The organism is Antarcticibacterium sp. 1MA-6-2 (assembly GCF_021535135.1).
Lineage (GTDB): Bacteria > Bacteroidota > Bacteroidia > Flavobacteriales > Flavobacteriaceae > Gillisia.
The window spans coordinates 4,211,889-4,229,043 of sequence record NZ_CP091036.1 but is presented as its reverse complement, the minus strand read 5'-3'; the positions used below and the strand labels follow the sequence as shown (position 1 = coordinate 4,229,043).

Annotated in this window: 14 protein-coding genes and 8 pseudogenes; 15 read left to right on the top strand and 7 right to left on the bottom strand. The window is 38.0% G+C overall.

The genetic code is table 11. From position 1 onward, the window contains the following. Positions 1–56 precede the first annotated feature (56 nt). The 4 genes and pseudogenes from guaB to LZ575_RS21320 all read right to left on the bottom strand — a co-directional run bounded on the left by guaB (position 57) and on the right by LZ575_RS21320 (position 4,259). Positions 57–1,528: pseudogene (guaB, locus tag LZ575_RS21335) on the bottom strand (IMP dehydrogenase). A gap of 166 nt (positions 1,529–1,694) precedes the next feature. Next, positions 1,695–2,558, bottom strand: coding sequence for a hydroxymethylglutaryl-CoA lyase (locus tag LZ575_RS21330; RefSeq protein WP_235327219.1), 864 nt, complete (start codon positions 2,556–2,558; stop codon positions 1,695–1,697). 56 nt (positions 2,559–2,614) lie between these two features. Further along, a pseudogene (locus tag LZ575_RS21325) lies at positions 2,615–3,230 on the bottom strand (LysE family translocator). Then, a pseudogene (locus LZ575_RS21320) lies at positions 3,227–4,259 on the bottom strand (quinone-dependent dihydroorotate dehydrogenase). Before LZ575_RS21320 ends, LZ575_RS21325 begins: the two co-directional pseudogenes overlap by 4 nt. A 108-nt stretch (positions 4,260–4,367) precedes the next feature. Here LZ575_RS21320 and pepT point away from each other — a divergent pair. Next, positions 4,368–5,625, top strand: a pseudogene (pepT, locus tag LZ575_RS21315) (peptidase T). After that, a complete protein-coding gene (locus tag LZ575_RS21310) occupies positions 5,612–6,205 on the top strand; it encodes a YdeI family protein (protein WP_235327217.1) in 594 nt (197 codons plus the stop codon). Before pepT ends, LZ575_RS21310 begins: the two are co-directional and overlap by 14 nt. A gap of 46 nt (positions 6,206–6,251) precedes the next feature. Here LZ575_RS21310 and LZ575_RS21305 read toward each other — a convergent pair whose 3' ends face one another. The 3 genes from LZ575_RS21305 to LZ575_RS21295 all read right to left on the bottom strand — a co-directional run bounded on the left by LZ575_RS21305 (position 6,252) and on the right by LZ575_RS21295 (position 7,846). After that, entirely contained in the window at positions 6,252–6,944 is a 693-nt protein-coding gene (locus LZ575_RS21305) for a hypothetical protein (protein WP_235327215.1), read from the bottom strand. A gap of 184 nt (positions 6,945–7,128) precedes the next feature. Further along, positions 7,129–7,524 carry a rhodanese-like domain-containing protein gene (locus LZ575_RS21300; protein ID WP_235327213.1) on the bottom strand — a complete coding sequence of 132 codons (396 nt, stop codon included), beginning with the start codon at positions 7,522–7,524 and terminating at the stop codon, positions 7,129–7,131. 10 nt (positions 7,525–7,534) lie between these two features. Then, complete coding sequence (locus LZ575_RS21295) at positions 7,535–7,846, bottom strand: rhodanese-like domain-containing protein (protein WP_235327211.1); 312 nt, start codon at positions 7,844–7,846, stop codon at positions 7,535–7,537. Between the two features lie 141 nt (positions 7,847–7,987). On the opposite strand from LZ575_RS21295, the gene LZ575_RS24090 reads away from it, so the two are divergent. The 13 genes and pseudogenes from LZ575_RS24090 (at position 7,988) to LZ575_RS21235 (ending at position 17,149) form a co-directional block, all read left to right on the top strand. Next, positions 7,988–8,257: a hypothetical protein gene (locus tag LZ575_RS24090; RefSeq protein ID WP_311195892.1), complete on the top strand. Its 270-nt coding sequence runs from the start codon at positions 7,988–7,990 to the stop codon at positions 8,255–8,257. A 5-nt stretch (positions 8,258–8,262) separates the two neighbouring features. Beyond that, positions 8,263–8,493 (top strand): hypothetical protein, encoded by a 231-nt coding sequence (locus LZ575_RS24085; protein ID WP_311195891.1) that lies wholly within the window; start codon positions 8,263–8,265, stop codon positions 8,491–8,493. Between the two features lie 57 nt (positions 8,494–8,550). Beyond that, positions 8,551–9,183, top strand: coding sequence for an NAD(P)H-dependent oxidoreductase (locus LZ575_RS21285; protein ID WP_235327209.1), 633 nt, complete (start codon positions 8,551–8,553; stop codon positions 9,181–9,183). Between the two features lie 17 nt (positions 9,184–9,200). Then, positions 9,201–9,770: a YceI family protein gene (locus tag LZ575_RS21280; protein WP_235327207.1), complete on the top strand. Its 570-nt coding sequence runs from the start codon at positions 9,201–9,203 to the stop codon at positions 9,768–9,770. A 233-nt stretch (positions 9,771–10,003) separates the two neighbouring features. After that, positions 10,004–11,399 (top strand): annotated as a pseudogene (locus LZ575_RS21275) (anthranilate synthase component I family protein). Between the two features lie 147 nt (positions 11,400–11,546). Next, positions 11,547–12,198, top strand: a pseudogene (locus LZ575_RS21270) (anthranilate synthase component II). A 57-nt stretch (positions 12,199–12,255) separates the two neighbouring features. Beyond that, positions 12,256–13,250, top strand: a pseudogene (gene trpD, locus LZ575_RS21265) (anthranilate phosphoribosyltransferase). Positions 13,251–13,261: 11 nt separating this feature from the next. Continuing rightward, complete coding sequence (gene trpC, locus LZ575_RS21260) at positions 13,262–14,044, top strand: indole-3-glycerol phosphate synthase TrpC (RefSeq protein ID WP_235327205.1); 783 nt, start codon at positions 13,262–13,264, stop codon at positions 14,042–14,044. 5 nt (positions 14,045–14,049) lie between these two features. Then, the gene (locus LZ575_RS21255; RefSeq protein WP_235327203.1) at positions 14,050–14,697 is read left to right on the top strand and encodes a phosphoribosylanthranilate isomerase; all 648 of its coding nucleotides are present in this window, start codon (positions 14,050–14,052) and stop codon (positions 14,695–14,697) included. A gap of 45 nt (positions 14,698–14,742) precedes the next feature. Continuing rightward, positions 14,743–15,924, top strand: coding sequence for a tryptophan synthase subunit beta (gene trpB / locus LZ575_RS21250; protein WP_235327201.1), 1,182 nt, complete (start codon positions 14,743–14,745; stop codon positions 15,922–15,924). A gap of 97 nt (positions 15,925–16,021) precedes the next feature. Then, positions 16,022–16,784, top strand: a pseudogene (gene trpA, locus LZ575_RS21245) (tryptophan synthase subunit alpha). Between the two features lie 84 nt (positions 16,785–16,868). Beyond that, a complete protein-coding gene (locus LZ575_RS21240) occupies positions 16,869–17,015 on the top strand; it encodes a hypothetical protein (RefSeq protein ID WP_235327199.1) in 147 nt (48 codons plus the stop codon). After that, on the top strand, positions 17,015–17,149 hold the full coding sequence (locus LZ575_RS21235) for a 30S ribosomal protein THX (protein ID WP_235327197.1): 135 nt from the start codon (positions 17,015–17,017) through the stop codon (positions 17,147–17,149). Before LZ575_RS21240 ends, LZ575_RS21235 begins: the two co-directional genes overlap by 1 nt. The last annotated feature ends 6 nt before the right edge of the window (positions 17,150–17,155 follow it).

The window sequence follows — 17,155 nt, the reverse complement described above, 5'->3', positions numbered from 1 at the left end:
CTACAACAAAAAAGAGGCTGCCAGTGGTAGCCTCTTTTTGTTATTTACAATCACTTCTATCTACTGTAGTTAGGAGATTCCTTGGTAATAGTAACATCATGCGGGTGACTTTCATGAATTCCAGAGGATGTAATTTTAACGAATCTTCCCGTTTCTTTCAAAGTATCAATATCTTTTGCTCCACAATATCCCATTCCAGCTCTTAGTCCTCCAATAAATTGATGGATACTTTCCTCTAAATCCCCCTTATATGGGACCCTGCCCACAATACCTTCCGGCACCAGCTTTTTAAGATCGTCTTCCACATCCTGAAAATACCTGTCTTTGGAACCTTGTTTCATAGCTTCAACTGAACCCATCCCGCGGTAAGACTTAAATTTTCTTCCTTCAAAAATAATTGTTTCCCCCGGAGACTCTTTTGTCCCGGCCAGTAGTGATCCCAACATAACAGTATCTGCTCCGGCAGCAATAGCTTTTGGAATATCACCTGTATACCTAATTCCACCATCGGCAATAATAGTACACCACTTCCTTTTATAGCAGCTGCCACTTCAAGAACTGCTGAAAACTGAGGGAATCCAACACCAGCAACGACTCTTGTTGTACAAATAGAACCGGGTCCTATTCCCACCTTAACAGCATCTGCTCCTGCTTCTACAAGATATTTCGCAGCTTCCCCTGTAGCTATGTTTCCTACAACTACTTCCAGGTTTGGAAAACTCTTTTTTACTTCTTTAAGAATATTTACCACTCCTTTTGTATGCCCGTGAGCTGTATCAATAATTATAGCATCAACACCTGCCGCAACAAGAGCTTCTGCTCTTTGAACAGCATCTGCAGTAACCCCAATGGCGGCGGCCACACGTAACCTACCATAGTTATCTTTATTAGCAATAGGTTTTTGAGAGACTTTAGTAATATCTCTAAATGTTATTAAACCTACCAGCTTGTACTCCTTATTCACTACCAGTAACTTCTCTATCTTATTCTCCTGGAGAATTTCCTCAGCCTCCTCCATAGAAGTACCTTCAGCAACAGTAACAAGATTTTTTGAAGTCATTACCTCAGTAATGGGTCGATTGTTATTTTTTTCGAAACGCAAATCGCGGTTTGTTACAATTCCCAATAACTTATCATCTTCATCAACAATAGGGATACCGCCAATACTATGTTCCCGCATATTATCTTTAGCATCCCTCACCTTTGCCGTAATAGGTAAAGTAACAGGATCTATTATCATCCCACTTTCAGCACGTTTTACTTTTCGCACTTTTAGAGCCTGTTCTTCGATGGTCATATTTTTGTGAAGAACCCCAATTCCCCCCTCGCGTGCCATTGCAATTGCCATACGTGATTCTGTCACAGTATCCATTGCTGCGGAAACTATAGGGACATTAATACGAATATTGCGGGTGAAATTTGTTTGAATATTAACTTCGCGTGGAAGAACTTCAGAAAAAGCAGGGACCAGAAGAACGTCATCGTAAGTTAATCCTTCGCCTATTATTTTGGAATCGTGAGCGATCATAGCAATTAAGATTTAATTGCGTGCAAATGTAGTGATTTTTAATGCAAAAGCCGAATTAAGTTTAGCTGAAGAAAAAGCTGAAAATATTAAAATAAAATTCCAATATCCGGCAGGACCTTCAGGAAGAATTTTTTAAGAACAATAGATTAACTGAAGTTACCGTACACTAATGATAGACTGTAAAAATCTTTGTCGCCTCATTATAGGCCGACTCAAAGCTGGTCATTTTAATATGACTTTCAGCTTTTTTAGAAGTGACATAGGAAACAACTTTTTCTGTAGGCATATTACCTGTTAACTCATCTTTTGCCATAGGGCAACCTCCAAATCCCTGAATAGCACCATCAAATCTTCTGCAACCTGCCAAATATGCCGCATCAACTTTTTCGTGCCATGAACCCGGCGTAGTATGCAGATGTGCACCAAACTCTATGGAAGGATAACGCGGAATTAGATTAGAAAAAAGATATTCGATTACATCTGGCGTGGAACTTCCAATAGTATCTGAAAGAGAGAGAATTTTTACTCCCATTCCCGAAAGTTTTTCTGTCCACTCCCCTACAATTTCGACATTCCATGGGTCCCCGTAAGGATTTCCGAAGCCCATAGATAAATATGCCACTACCTCCTTGCCGGATTGATCAGCGATTTCTAAAATTTCCCCCAGAGTCTCAACAGATTCTGCTATGGTTTTATGAGTATTCCTCATTTGAAAGTTTTCAGAAATTGAAAATGGATATCCCAAATAATTTATTTCCGGGTGTTTGGAAGCATCCTCTGCCCCCCTGGTATTTGCAATTATCGCCAAAAGTTTACTCCTGGTTAAAGATAAGTCCAATCCTGCCAAAACCTGGGAAGTATCGGCCATTTGAGGAATGGCTTTGGGAGAGACAAAACTGCCAAAATCTATGGTATCAAATCCGCATCTAAGTAGCGACTGGATGTATTGAACTTTTTTATCTGTGGGTATAAAGGCTTTAATGCCTTGCATAGCGTCCCGCGGACATTCAATTAATTTGATTTCATCCATAGCCCAAAGATAATATTTTAGATACCATATACTCTAAGAGCTATTCCTAATATTTTCTAGATTAGAATATACACAGCTATACCTGAAAATACTATTATTTGAGTCCATTTAATATATTTTCCCGAAGAAGGATATTTTCTAAGAAAGAGTGAAATTTTTCCCGCGAGCAGTGCCACAGCACCAAAGATAATGAGCGTTTGCAGCATAAATATAAACCCCAGAATATAAAACTGAAATATTGTATTGTTTTGCGGCTCCCAAAGAAATCCCGGGAGGAAGGCGAGGAAAAATATGGTAACCTTGGGATTGAGGACATTCATAATAAAGCCCTGCTTAGTAGAGTGAAAATTGCCTTTTCCCCAATTTTTTATCAGAGCTTATGGAAATAGAAGCGTCACTTTTATAAACCTTCCAGGCGAGGTAAATGAGATAAATTGCTCCAAAAATTTTAATCAGGTTAAATAGAAATTGACTCTCTTTAATAATTGCTGAAACACCAAATGCCACTAAGCTTGTGTGAACCAAAATACCTGAAGTTAATCCCAAAGTTGTAATAACCCCCGCTTTTTTACCATTTGAAATGCTTTGAACGAGTACATAAATATTGTCCGGACCCGGAGCCAGTGTGAGTAAAACAGAGGCAGTAAGAAAAGGCAAGAGTTGCGCTATCACGATTGTTCCTGCTGTAAAAGAACAGCTTTATTTATAGCTTTTACTAAAGATGGGCCTTCGTAAATAAACCCGGTGTATAATTGCACAAGGCTTGCTCCGGCGGCGAGTTTTTCCAAAGCATCTTCAGCTGAGTGAATTCCTCCCACACCTATTATAGGAAAGGCGTTATTGCTTTTTTCTGAAAGAAATCGAATGACCTCAGTAGATCTTTTAGTAAGAGGCTTACCGCTTAAACCTCCCATCTCTTCTTTATTAGAACTTTGTAAACCTTCCCTTGAAATAGTGGTATTAGTAGCAATAACTCCTGCAATTTTGGATTCAGCGACTATATCAATAATGTCCAGAAGTTGAGAATCGGTAAGATCTGGTGCTATTTTAAGCAGGATCGGCTTTGGATGTTGTTTTTGATTATTATTCTCCTGCAATTTTAGAAGCAGCTTTGTCAAAGGCTCTTTATCCTGAAGCTCTCTTAAATTTGGAGTATTAGGAGAACTTACGTTTACCACAAAATAATCTACATAATTGAAAAGAGCTTCAAAACAAATAAGGTAATCATCGGCAGCGTTTTCATTAGGAGTAACCTTATTCTTTCCAATATTACCCCCTATCAGTACATTGTGATTATTACTTTTTAATCTTGCTACTGCAGCTTCTACACCTTCATTATTAAATCCCATTCTGTTGATAATCGCCTGATCTTCCTTCAGCCTAAAAAGCCTTTTCTTATCATTTCCAGGTTGTGGTTTGGGAGTTACAGTTCCTATTTCAACAAAGCCAAAACCTAATTCCCCCAGCTCCTTGTAAAGCTGTGCATTTTTGTCGAAACTAAGCCGCCAGTCCTACTGGATTTTTGAATTTTAGACCGAAAACTTCTCTCTCCAGCCGCTTATCTGTTACTTGGTATTTCTTCTGAAGGATTGAAGACATTCCCGGAATTCTGCAAATTTTGCGTAAGGCATCAAAAGTAAAATAGTGGATTTTTTCGGGATCAAATTTGAAAAGAAATGGCCTTACCAGAGATTTATACATAACTGCAGATTTGTGCAAAAATAGGGAAATTAAAAAACCTTAGGTAAATATTAAAAGGCTTTGTAACTGGCTTCTGAATGTTTATTTTTGAAAAAACAGAAATTTTTTATGATATCAAAAAAGCAGCTAATCAATAGATTCATTAACTACCTAACTATAGACACACAAAGCGACTCCAGCAGTAATGAAACTCCCAGTACATCAAAACAATGGGACCTTGCACGGAAACTGGCAGAAGAACTAAAGGAAATAGGAATGCAGGAGGTAGAAATAGATGAGAATGCTTACATCATGGCTACTTTGCCTGCTAACATATCACACGACGTGCCCGTCATAGGATTTATTAGCCACTTTGATACCTCGCCCGATTACTCAGGAACCAATGTGAAGCCTCAGATTATTGAAGAATATGATGGTAAAGACATTGTTCTTAATGAAGAAAAACAGATCATCCTATCACCTGATTATTTTGATGATCTCTTACAGTATAAAGGGCAAACAATTATAACTACTGACGGTACAACTCTTTTGGGAGCCGACGATAAAGCGGGTATTACTGAAATTGTTACCGCTATGGAATATCTCATTAATAACCCCGATATACCACATGGAAAAATTAGAGTTGGCTTTACACCAGATGAAGAAATAGGCAGAGGGGCTCACAAATTTGATGTTGAAAAATTTGGGGCAGAATGGGCCTATACAATGGACGGTAGCCAGGTAGGAGAACTTGAATATGAGAACTTTAATGCTGCCGGAGCAACAGTAACTATTAAAGGTAAAAGTGTCCACCCGGGGTATGCTAAAGATAAAATGGTTAACAGCATCTATATAGCTCAGGATTTTATCAATTCGCTTCCCAGACTGGAAACTCCTGAGCATACTGAAGAGAGACAGGGATTTTTTCATCTTTCAGATGTTAGAGGCAACGTAGATGAAACCAGGCTGAAGTACATTATAAGAGACCACGATAAAGATCATTTTGAAGCCCGCAAAGAAGTACTTCGAAAACTGGCCGGGGAAATAAATTCGCAATATGAAAAAGAAGTAATTCAAATTGACATAAAGGACCAGTATTTCAATATGCGGGAAAAAGTAGAGCTAAGTAATGCACATTGTGGATATTGCCGAAGAAGCTATTAAAGCAGTGGACGTTCAGCCAATAATAAAGCCTATTCGCGGAGGAACAGATGGTTCACAACTAAGTTATAAAGGCCTCCCCTGTCCCAATATTTTTGCAGGAGGTCACAATTTTCACGGTCCCTATGAATATGTACCTGTAGAAAGTATGCAGAAAGCCGTTGCAGTCATTGTAAAAATTGCCGAAATAACTTCTGAAAAATATAAAAACAATGGCCAAAGCTGAAAACGCAGAGGCATATATAGAAGCTCATGAAAAATGGAAGGATGAACTTGTGATTCTAAGATCGTTCCTAAAATCTTTTCCATTCGAGGAAGCTATAAAATGGGGAGCTCCCGTGTATACTTATAAAGGTAAAAATCTAATAGGCCTGGCAGCTTTTAAAAAACATTACGGATTATGGTTTTTTGATGGTTCTCAACTTCAGGAGAATACAGCTTTTCTGCACAATGCCCAGGAAGGCAAGACCAAAACTCTCAGGCAGATAAGGTTTTCCAAAGAGACGGTACTTAATATTCCTGCTTTGAGACCATATGTGCAGGAGGCAATACAATTAATAGACCAGGGAAATATATCCAAACCCGACCTCTCAAAAACGGTAAAAATGACTCAGGAATTCGAGGAGCGCCTTAAAAAAGAACAAGATCTTGAAACTGAATTTTCGAATTTGTCTCCCGGTAAACAAAGAGAATACATTTCTTATATTCAAGAAGCAACAAGATTAGAAACAAAGGAGAAGAGATTTGAAAAGATCATCCCTCTAATCAGGGACGGGAAAGGTTTAAATGACAAATACAAAAAATAAAAAGGGGCAGAAAAATCTGCCCCCAATATACTAAATTTGTACTTCACTAAAAGTAACAGTTTCCTCCTCTTCTTCTCCTCTTTCCGGCATTTTCACTGTCCCACAATTTAATGGTAAGACTCACAATTATCTGGTTAAGTCTGGCATCTTCAAAATTAGCCTTATTAACCCCGTATACACTATTAATGATATCAACTTCCTGATTTTCTTCGTTGGCCAAAGAGTGATCGTATCTCACATCAAGCCCAAAACTTCCAAATTCGACTTTAGCTCCCACCTGTGCTGATAAGGGAAAATTTTGCACCACAATAAGTTGATCAGCTAGCTCTGTTCCTTCCAGAGAAGCATCAACTATATTTTTGTAAGTAAGTCCACCATAGATATCTATTGGGCCCCAAATATTATAACCCACCAAAAACGGTACACTTAACTCATCTACTGCATAAATTGCGGGTCGATTAGGAAAATCAAAACGAGATTCAAGTTTAGAATATACTACTTCAGGTCTTATAAAAAACTTCCCAAAGCTTAATTGTGTCCAAAGACCTCCATGAAACCCAATTTCACCTTCAGCATTAAAAGTTGCTCCTGTATAAATTGGAGTAGATCTTATCCCTGTGAGTGTCCCTCCCGAGGTAAGGTTTATACCTCCTTTTAAACCAAAGCTAAATTCCTGGGCGTGAACTGCAGTTTGTAAACTGCCAAAACATATAAGAACAAATAAAAATAGTTTATTCATAGATATAGGGTTATTTCATTTCCTACGATGAGGGGTAAATATATTATATTAAAAAATAAATTAAACCAGTTTTCTTAAGCAAATAACGTAGGAACCGGAAAAAAATTATAAGAGGCAGTTTTAAAAGTGATAAAAAGAAAAAGGCTACCTGCAGTAACCTTTAAAACATTTTCAAAATATATTTTTATTTTTTCCCGTTCTCGCTTGTGTCATCCCGCCACTTTTTAATTCCACCTTCTAATACGTAGATGTGGAGAAAACCAGCATCTTTAAGAATTTGTGCAGCCTCAGGGCTTACTTTTCCCGTGGTACAATAAAGTGCAACGGGCCTGGATTTATCAAGTTTATCTAATTTTTTTCTGAAGTCCTTATCATAGATTATATTGCGCGCATTAAGAAGATGGGATTTTTGATATTCTTCTTCTGGCTGGACGTCTACAACCTGAACATTGTCATCATACTTCAGATGATTTTGCATCTCTGCAGGGGTAACTGTATGAATATCGGTTGCAGCCGCATCTTTACAACTTCCACAAGATATAACAAGAGCTAATCCTACTATAAGCTTTAGAATTTTCATAGCAGGAGGATTATTTTGTGATCTCACCTTCCCATTCAGTAATTCCACCCATTAAATTATAGGCATTTTGAAATCCTTGCTGGTCCATTAAAGCACAAGCCTGTGCACTACGCGCTCCGGATCGGCAATAGACGTAGTAATTTTTTGATTTATCGAGTTCATTAATTCGATCAATAAATCCCTGTCCTTTATAAATATCTATATTAGTTGCCTCGGGAATATAACCTTCTATAAATTCCTCTTCAGTTCTAACATCAAGGATTTCAGCATTTTCGTCGGCTGCTAATCCTTCTTTCCATTGGTCCTGTGTAAGATTTTTCATTTGCTGGTAAAATTTTGGGATTTTTAAAGTGGTAAATATAAGAGAAAGCCTACAAATAGAATATTTTTTATTAAAAAATGGAACATACGACTCAGCATCTTCCGTTATTCGACTTCTATAAATTTAACTAATTATTATGAAGTGAAAAAAATATTTTACAATACATTTGTACCTACAATTGTTGTTATGGCTATTAAAGTTGAAGACATATTAAAAACCCGGCATCCTGTTTCTGAAGAAAAGAAACTGGTGATTAACCTTATGCTTACCACTAACGAGGCGTCATCCAGAATGGCAGAAGCATTAAAACCATTTGAACTCTCGATACAGCAATTTAACGTACTACGAATTCTTAGAGGTCAGGGAGAGAAACCTAAGCAAACCTATGCACAGTTCAGGATAGGATGGTGAGCAAGATGAGCAATACTACCCGGCTGGTAGACAAGCTCCTTGAAAAAAAATTGGTAGACAGGAACACCTGCGAAGAAAACCGGAGAAAAATTGAAATTTTTATAACACAAAAAGGTCTTGAACTTTTAAAGCAATTAGATCCATTAGTAGAACATACTGAAAAGGATTTTGTAAAGGACCTGAATTTAGAAGAGGTTAAAACTCTTAATACTTTACTGGAAAAACTGAGAGATTAAAAAAATTTGAAACAATACTTGTAGGTACAATATTGGTAAAAACAAAAATTAATATATATGAATAATTACATTGATGCTCTTAACTGGCGATACGCCACAAAAATATTTGATAAAAACAAAAAGGTTTCTCCTGGAGACCTGGAAAAATTAATGGCAGGAATACAACTTTCTGCTTCCTCCTATGGCTTACAGCCCTATGAAGTGTTTATCATTGAAGATGAAGAAATTCGGGAAAAACTGAAATCTGTTGCATGGAATCAAACTCAAATTACCGACGCTTCACATCTAATTGTTTTTGCCAGTTACACCGAAATTTCAGAAAAGCATATTGAAGCTTACCTGCAAACTATCAGTAAAGCACGGAATGTGTCTATGGAAGAACTTGCTGGATTCCGCACCATGCTTCAAAATACCATTTTACAACAATCCAAAGAGGCCCAGGCTATTTGGACTGCCAAGCAGGCGTACATTGCTTTGGGCAACCTTCTTTCAGCTGCAGCCAATATGAAAATTGACACCTGTCCTATGGAAGGATTCAATGCTGAAGAATTTGACAATCTTCTTAACTTAAAAGAGAAAGGTCTCAAAACTACAGTTATTGCACCAATTGGCTACAGAAGTGTAGAGGATCAAACTCAATTTGTTCCAAAAGTCAGGAAAAGCAAAAAACAATTATTCCACTTAGTATAACTTTAAAATTTACAACGATGAAAAAGAATGTTTTAAAAGGTGCAACGGCATCAGTAATTATTTTGACCACTCTATCCTTTACAACTTTAAAAAAGGAAATTCAAATTAAAGAAAGCCAGGTAACCTGGACAGGAAAAAAAGTAACTGGTTCTCATACGGGTACGATCCAACTGAAAGATGGTCATTTTAACGTAGAAGATGGGAAGTTAATAGGAGGAGAATTTATAATTGATATGACTTCTATTACAGTAACAGATCTTTCCGGTGACGGAAAAAGAGATTTAGAAGGGCATCTAAAATCTGAGGACTTTTTTGGAGTAGAAAACCATCCTGTCTCAAAACTGGTCATTACCAAGGTGGCGAAAAAGAATGATAATACTTACGCTGTGACTGGTAATCTTACCATTAAAAATATAACACATCCTATTAATTTTGATCTTGACTGGAAGGAAAATTCCGCTTCTACCAAACTATCCATAGATCGTTCTAAATACAATGTAAAATATGGATCTGGTAGTTTTTTCCAAAATCTTGGTGACAAAACTATTTATGATAACTTCGACCTTGAAGTAGATTTAAAATTTTAATTACCCCATTACAAATTTCTTGATGCCCAACCTGATATTTTGTGGCATCTTTTTTTTAAAAAGTTTTGCCAGTTTAGCTTTCCTGTTTATATTTGGCTAATGAAAATTTGTAATGTACATACCTGGTGGTGGAACAACTTACGTCAATCGTCGTGAAGTAACACTGCTATAGTATGAAATCATATACAAAAGGCTTGTCTCACGACAAGCCTTTTTTTATTTAATTATTCAAGATGTACAAACTAAAAACGACTTACAAGAAGCTTTTGGCAGATACCATAACACCTGTGAGTATTTACCTGAAGATTAGGGACAGATATCCTAACAGCCTGTTATTGGAAAGTAGTGATTACCACGCCAGCGACAACAGTTTTTCCTACATCTGCTGTAATCCCATCGCCTCCATTAAAGTTGAGAAGGAAAAAATCACGGAAGTCTTTCCAGATGGAAGTAAGAATAATGAGGATTTAAAAGGGAATAAAGAGATTGTAAAGCGTATTGAACAATTTTCACAAAATTTTGAAGCAGAAAGTTCAGATTTTAAATTTATCAACAATGGCTTATTCGGATTTATCGCCTATGATGGAGTAAGATATTTCGAGAATATTAAGATCACTCCAAAAAAAGGTAACCTGGAACTTCCTGATGTTTACTATGCAGTCTATCAAAATATTATCGCAATTAATCATTTTAAAAATGAAGCCTATATTTTTGATCATAACTACAATACAGAAAGTAAGCTTGAAGAAATAGAACAGCTTTTGAAAGTAAGAAATTTTGCAACCTATAACTTCCGGAGGCAACAAGAACCAATTTCTAATCTAACTGATGAAGAATTTAAAGAAAACGTAAAAAACGGAAAGAAACACTGCCAGCGGGGAGACGTTTTCCAGTTGGTACTTTCCAGAAGGTTTTCGCAGGCTTTTAAAGGAGATGAATTTAATGTTTATCGGGCTTTACGTAGCATTAACCCTTCCCCTTACCTCTTCTATTTTGACTACGGAAACTTCAAAATTTTTGGTAGTTCCCCGGAAGCTCAACTGGTGGTCAAAGATGGACAGGCCGAAATTCATCCAATTGCGGGAACTTTTCGCCGTACGGGGAATGATGAGCAGGATGCAGAGCTTGCAAAAAAACTTGCAGTCGATGAAAAGGAAAATTCTGAACACGTTATGCTGGTAGATCTGGCGCGGAATGATCTTAGCCGTCACAGCACTAATGTCACAGTTGAAAAATACAGGGAAATTCAGTTTTTCTCTCACGTGATCCACCTGGTAAGCAAAGTAACTAAGTGCTATAAAAAAAGGAACAGGAACTATGGAAGTCGTAGCAAGTACCTTTCCGGCGGGAACATTAAGTGGCGCTCCAAAACATAGCGCGATGAGCCTCATCGAGAAATATGAAAATGTAAATCGAAGTGCATATGGAGGTGCAATTGGATTTATGGATTTTGATGGAAATTTTAATCACGCCATCATAATCCGCACTTTCGTGAGTAAAAATCACCAGCTTCATTACCAGGCAGGGGCGGGAATAGTTTCTGAATCTAATGAAGAAAACGAATTACAGGAAGTCTATAATAAACTGGGAGCTTTAACTAAAGCTATGGAAATTGCTGAAGATATATAATATGCTAAGTTTATCCCAGACTTTCTGAAGGAAAAAAGCCTCCCCCAGCCCCTCCAGCGGTGGGGAGAACCACCCCTGCCCCTCCAGCGGAGGGGAATAAAATAAAAATATTAAGAAATGAAGAATATAAAAACAGATAGTCCTGACATGCAGATACCTTCTCCTTCGGGGAAAGGAATTTCTGTACTGGTTATAGATAATTACGATTCCTTTGTCTATAATCTTGTTCATTACCTGGAAGAGCTGGATTGCATTGTTACGGTTCGCAGGAATGACGAAATTACCCTGGAAGACGTAGCAAAGTATGATAAAATTTTATTGTCCCCTGGACCTGGAATACCCGATGAAGCCGGACTTCTAAAAGAGATCGTGAAGGAATATGCTCCTAAAAAGAGCATATTGGGAGTATGTTTGGGACAGCAGGCAATAGGCGAAGTTTTTGGGGGGAAATTGATTAACCTGGAATCTGTGTATCATGGAGTAGCTAATTCGGTTACGACAATCGTAGATGACGAATCTCTTTTTTCGGGATTGGAAAAATCATTTCAGGTGGGGCGTTATCATTCCTGGGTTGTGGAGAAAAATTTAAGCCTGCCTGGAAGCCACTTCCTTTGATGAAAACGGACAGATCATGTCCCTTAGGCACCGGGAGTTTGACGTAAGAGGAGTTCAGTTCCATCCGGAATCGGTACTTACTCCTGATGGTAAAAAGATGATCAAAAATTGGGTAATAAGCCCCTCCCCAAGTCTCCCCAAAGGGGAGGGAGCAAATAATTCTCAAATACGAACTGAAGTATAAATAAAAATCTACTCTCTAGCTCTCCCCCTTCGGGGGAGCTGGAGGGGCCTACTTTCTATGAAAAACTTGCTTAACCGACTTATAAATCACGAAACCATTACCAAGGAAGAAGCCCGGGAGGCGCTGGTAAATATTTCTCAAGGGGAGTACAACCAGAGCCAGATCGCTGCTTTTCTTACTGTTTATATGATGCGCAGTATTACAATAGAAGAGCTGGAAGGTTTTAGGGATGCTTTACTGGATCTGTGTATTTCTATAGATCTTAGCGGCTACGATCCCATTGATCTTTGCGGTACCGGGGGAGACGGAAAAGACACTTTCAATATTTCTACCCTGGCTTCTATTATTACTGCAGGTTCTGGAGTAAACGTAGCAAAGCACGGGAATTACGGGGTGTCATCTGTTAGTGGAAGTTCCAATGTAATGGAGCACCTGGGAATAAAATTCAGCAATGATAAAGATTACCTGGAAAAATGTATAGACGAGGCAGGAATTTGTGTACTTCACGCCCCCTTTTTCATCCGGCAATGAAAAATGTAGCTCCAATAAGAAAGTCCTTAGCCGTTAAAACATTTTTCAATATGTTGGGTCCTATGGTAAATCCGGCTTTTCCGAAAAAACAACTGGTAGGGGTTTTTAACCTGGAACTGGCCCGAATGTATGGGTACCTATATCAAAATACCGATAAACAATTTACCATTCTCCACGCTTTAGATGGATATGACGAAATTTCTTTGACGGGCCCTACTAAAACAATATCAAACAATTCTGAAGGAATGCTGGAAGCTTCAGATTTTGGAGTAGAAGAATTAAAAGCTGAAGAAATTAGCGGTGGAAATTCCGTAGAAAGTTCAGCTGAAATCTTTCTGAAAATATTAAAAGGAAATGGGACACAACCTCAGAACAATGTGGTTTGTGCAAATGCGGGAATGGCGATTGCTACCGCCAGATCCTGCTCTCCAAAAGCAGGGTTTGAAACTGCCAAAGAAGTATTACTCTCAGGAAAGGCTCTGGAAGTTTTGAAGAAATTACAGGATTTGAGCAAAGCGTAAAATAAATAATAATGAACATTTTAGACAAAATTATTGCCGATAAAAGGAAAGAAGTTGATATTAAGAAGCGGCTTATTTCTTCCAGAGAATTTGAAAAATATCCACTCTTCAGCTCTGGAACGGTTTCCCTTGCTTCCGCCTTACGAAATAGTAATTCAGGAATAATTGCTGAACATAAAAGAAGATCCCCTTCCAAAGATGTTATTCACCAGGGGCACAATGTTCAGGATGTAGCGAATGGTTATGAAAATGCTGGAGTTTGCGGCATGTCTGTTTTAACAGATGCTAAATATTTTGGGGGTTCCCTGGATGATTTGGTTTTGGCCAGGGCGGCAGTTAAAATGCCACTTCTTAGAAAAGAATTTATTGTTGACGAATATCAAATAATAGAAGCCAAAGCCCATGGAGCTGATGTTATTTTGTTGATTGCAGCGGTTCTCTCGAGAAAGGAAATCAAAAGTTTTTCTCAATTGGCCAAAAGCCTGAAGCTGGATGTACTTTTGGAAGTTCATAACAATGAAGAACTGGACAAATCGCTGATGCCCAGTCTCGATATGTTGGGCGTGAACAATCGAAATTTAAAGACTTTTGAAGTGAGTACGAATGTGAGTAAAACACTTTCTGAAAACATTCCTGCCGACTTTGTAAAGGTTTCAGAAAGCGGGATAAGTAGTGTAGAAACGATAAAAGATCTTCAGCAATACGGATATAGCGGATTTTTGATTGGAGAAAACTTTATGAAAACTGAAGATCCGGGGAAAAGTGCGGTCGAATTTATAAATCACCTCAAATAAATAAGATGAAGATAAAGGTCTGCGGAATGATGGTTTCAGAAAATATCGAAGCAGTAGCCGCTTTACAGCCGGACTACCTGGGCTTTATTTTCTATCCCTCATCTCCCAGGAATTTTGAAAAGGAGATCCCGTTGATCGCTTCAGAAATAAAAAAGACAGGGGTCTTTGTAGATGCCTCTGTAGATTTTGTAGTTGAAAAGGTAAATAAATATAAATTTAAGGCGGTACAACTTCACGGGGAAGAATCTCCCGCTTATTGCGCCAGTATTCGATATGCACTACCGGAAACCGAAATTATTAAAGTTTTTTCGGTTCGGGATGAGTTTGAATTTGACATACTCAAGAATTATGAGGCATCAGTAGATTTTTTTCTATTCGACACGAAGGGGAAAAATAAGGGTGGAAATGGATATGCCTTTGACTGGGAGATCCTTCAAAATTATCCTTCTAAAACACCTTTTTTTCTTAGTGGAGGAATTGGACCGGAAGATTTGTTCAAGATCAAAAATTTCCAACAACATCTGGAAAAATCTGGTAAAGCTGATCTTCTCTACGCGGTGGACCTGAACAGCAAATTTGAAACAGAGCCAGGATATAAAGATGTTGAGCAGTTAAATGAATTTAGAAAAATATTGAAAGGAACGAAACCTTAGAAAATGATGTAATTGCATCAAGTAATAAAACATTAAAAGAACATAATGACATATCAGGTTAATGAAAAAGGTTATTACGGAGATTTTGGGGGAGCTTACATTCCCGAAATGCTTTATCCCAATGTGGAAGAATTAAGGTCCCGCTACCTTGATGTAATGAAGGAGGAATCTTTTCAAAAAGAGTTTAAAGAACTTCTGAAGGAATATGTGGGACGGCCTACTCCGTTGTATTATGCTGAAAGATTCAGTAAAAAATACAAGACAAAAGTTTACCTGAAGCGGGAAGATCTTTGCCACACAGGGGCTCATAAAGTCAATAATACTATTGGACAGATCTTGATGGCTAAAAGGCTGGGAAAAACCCGGATTATTGCAGAAACCGGGGCCGGGCAACATGGAGTGGCAACAGCAACTGTTTGTGCGTTAATGGGACTGGAATGTATTGTTTACATGGGTGAAGTCGATATTAAACGGCAGGCACCTAACGTGGCGAGGATGAAAATGCTTGGTGCTACAGTTGTCCCTGCTTTATCTGGCAGCCGCACTTTAAAAGATGCTACCAATGAAGCGATCAGGGACTGGATAAATAATCCGGTAAATACTCATTATATAATTGGTTCAGTCGTGGGACCACACCCTTACCCGGATATGGTAGCCAGGTTTCAAAGTGTAGTTTCAGAAGAAGTCAAAAAACAACTTCTGGAAAAAGAGAATCGTGAAAATCCCGATTATGTAGTGGCTTGTGTGGGAGGAGGAAGCAACGCGGCAGGTTTATATTATCATTATTTAGACAATCCGGAGGTTAAAATAATTGCAGTAGAAGCTGCCGGAAAGGGAATACTTACGGGAGAAAGTGCTGCAACCTCAGCATTGGGAAAAGAAGGAATAATTCACGGTAGTAAAACCTTGCTGATGCAAACGGAAGACGGGCAAATCACAGAACCTTATTCAATTTCAGCAGGATTGGATTATCCCGGGATTGGACCCATGCATGCAAACCTTTTTAAAACCGGAAGAGCAGAATTTATTTCGATCACAGATGATGACGCTATGAAGGCGGGTCTACAACTGGCTAAACTGGAAGGTATAATTCCGGCTATTGAAACTTCACACGCCCTTGCCATTTTTGAAGATAGAAAATTTAATGAGGACGATGTAATTGTTGTTAATCTTTCGGGACGTGGGGATAAAGACCTTAGTTCTTATATAGAGTACTTTAATTTGTAAGAAATGAGACCTCACAGGTTTTGAAAACCTGTGAGGTCTAAATAATAGACCAAACTAACTCATTAACCTGTGAGGTCTTATCAAACAAGAAGAATAAATGAACAGAATCAACCAAAAACTGCAGGAAAACAAAAAACTCCTGTCTATATATTTTACAGCTAGGTTATCCACAACCGGAGGATACAATTTCCATTATTCAGGAACTTGAAAAAAATGGCATTGACATGATAGAAATAGGATTGCCGTTTAGCGATCCTTTGGCCGACGGTCCTACTATCCAGGAAAGTTCTACCGCAGCTTTAAAAGTAGGTATGACCACAAATAAGCTTTTTCAACAACTTCAAAGCATTAGAGAATCGGTTTCAATTCCTTTGCTGATTATGGGTTATTTTAATCCTATTCTGCAATACGGAGTAGAAAGATTTTGCCAGGAATGTCAAAAAGCAGGAATAGACGGATTAATAATTCCCGATCTTCCTGTAGATGTTTATTCTGAAAACTATAAAGAGATCTTTGAGCAGTATGGACTGGTGAATGTATTTTTAATTACCCCACAGACTCCGGATGAACGTATCCGATTTATTGATTCAGTCTCTAATGGATTTATCTATATGGTCAGCAGCGCAAGTGTTACAGGCTCAACTTCAGGTTTTGGAGAAGAAACTTTAGATTATTTCCGAAGAATTTCTGCAATGAATTTAAAAAATCCTCAGGTCATCGGGTTTGGAATTAGCGATAAAGAAAGCTTTGAGCAGGCAACGCAATATGCCAGTGGGGCAATTATAGGCAGTGCATTTATAAAGCATCTTACAAATGAAGGAACTACAAGAATTCCGGAATTTGTTAAAAAGATCCGATAGCTTTAACCTAAAACTAACAGCTTCTTAGGAGTTCTTTCGTTTTCAAAGCATTATATTTAGGTATAAATCACAAAATTGAAGATTATGGGACGTATAGAAGATAATAGAAGAACCCGAAAAGACGGGAAAGACACTAAAGAACCTCTTAGCGAAATTGGTAACAGAAGAGAAAATACAAATGATTTTGATATAGACGAAAAAACGATCAAAGATCAAAAAAACAAGAAATAATGGGTAGAGGTGATAAGAAAACAAAACGCGGAAAAATTGCTCTTGGAACCCACGGAAGGTTAAGGCCTAAACGGAAAAAGTTTAAGATCAAACCAACCACAATGGCTGACCAGGATAAGAAAGAACTTCAATAATTTTTC

Coding starts and splice junctions, on each gene's coding strand:
- LZ575_RS21330 (WP_235327219.1), bottom strand. CDS start 2,558: ATGGATGAAATCAAATTAATTGAATGTCCGCGGGACGCTATGCAAGGC.
- LZ575_RS21310 (WP_235327217.1), top strand. CDS start 5,612: ATGGCCAAAGCTGAAAACGCAGAGGCATATATAGAAGCTCATGAAAAA.
- LZ575_RS21305 (WP_235327215.1), bottom strand. CDS start 6,944: ATGAATAAACTATTTTTATTTGTTCTTATATGTTTTGGCAGTTTACAA.
- LZ575_RS21300 (WP_235327213.1), bottom strand. CDS start 7,524: ATGAAAATTCTAAAGCTTATAGTAGGATTAGCTCTTGTTATATCTTGT.
- LZ575_RS21295 (WP_235327211.1), bottom strand. CDS start 7,846: ATGAAAAATCTTACACAGGACCAATGGAAAGAAGGATTAGCAGCCGAC.
- LZ575_RS24085 (WP_311195891.1), top strand. CDS start 8,263: ATGAGCAATACTACCCGGCTGGTAGACAAGCTCCTTGAAAAAAAATTG.
- LZ575_RS21285 (WP_235327209.1), top strand. CDS start 8,551: ATGAATAATTACATTGATGCTCTTAACTGGCGATACGCCACAAAAATA.
- LZ575_RS21280 (WP_235327207.1), top strand. CDS start 9,201: ATGAAAAAGAATGTTTTAAAAGGTGCAACGGCATCAGTAATTATTTTG.
- trpC (WP_235327205.1), top strand. CDS start 13,262: ATGAACATTTTAGACAAAATTATTGCCGATAAAAGGAAAGAAGTTGAT.
- LZ575_RS21255 (WP_235327203.1), top strand. CDS start 14,050: ATGAAGATAAAGGTCTGCGGAATGATGGTTTCAGAAAATATCGAAGCA.
- trpB (WP_235327201.1), top strand. CDS start 14,743: ATGACATATCAGGTTAATGAAAAAGGTTATTACGGAGATTTTGGGGGA.
- LZ575_RS21240 (WP_235327199.1), top strand. CDS start 16,869: ATGGGACGTATAGAAGATAATAGAAGAACCCGAAAAGACGGGAAAGAC.
- LZ575_RS21235 (WP_235327197.1), top strand. CDS start 17,015: ATGGGTAGAGGTGATAAGAAAACAAAACGCGGAAAAATTGCTCTTGGA.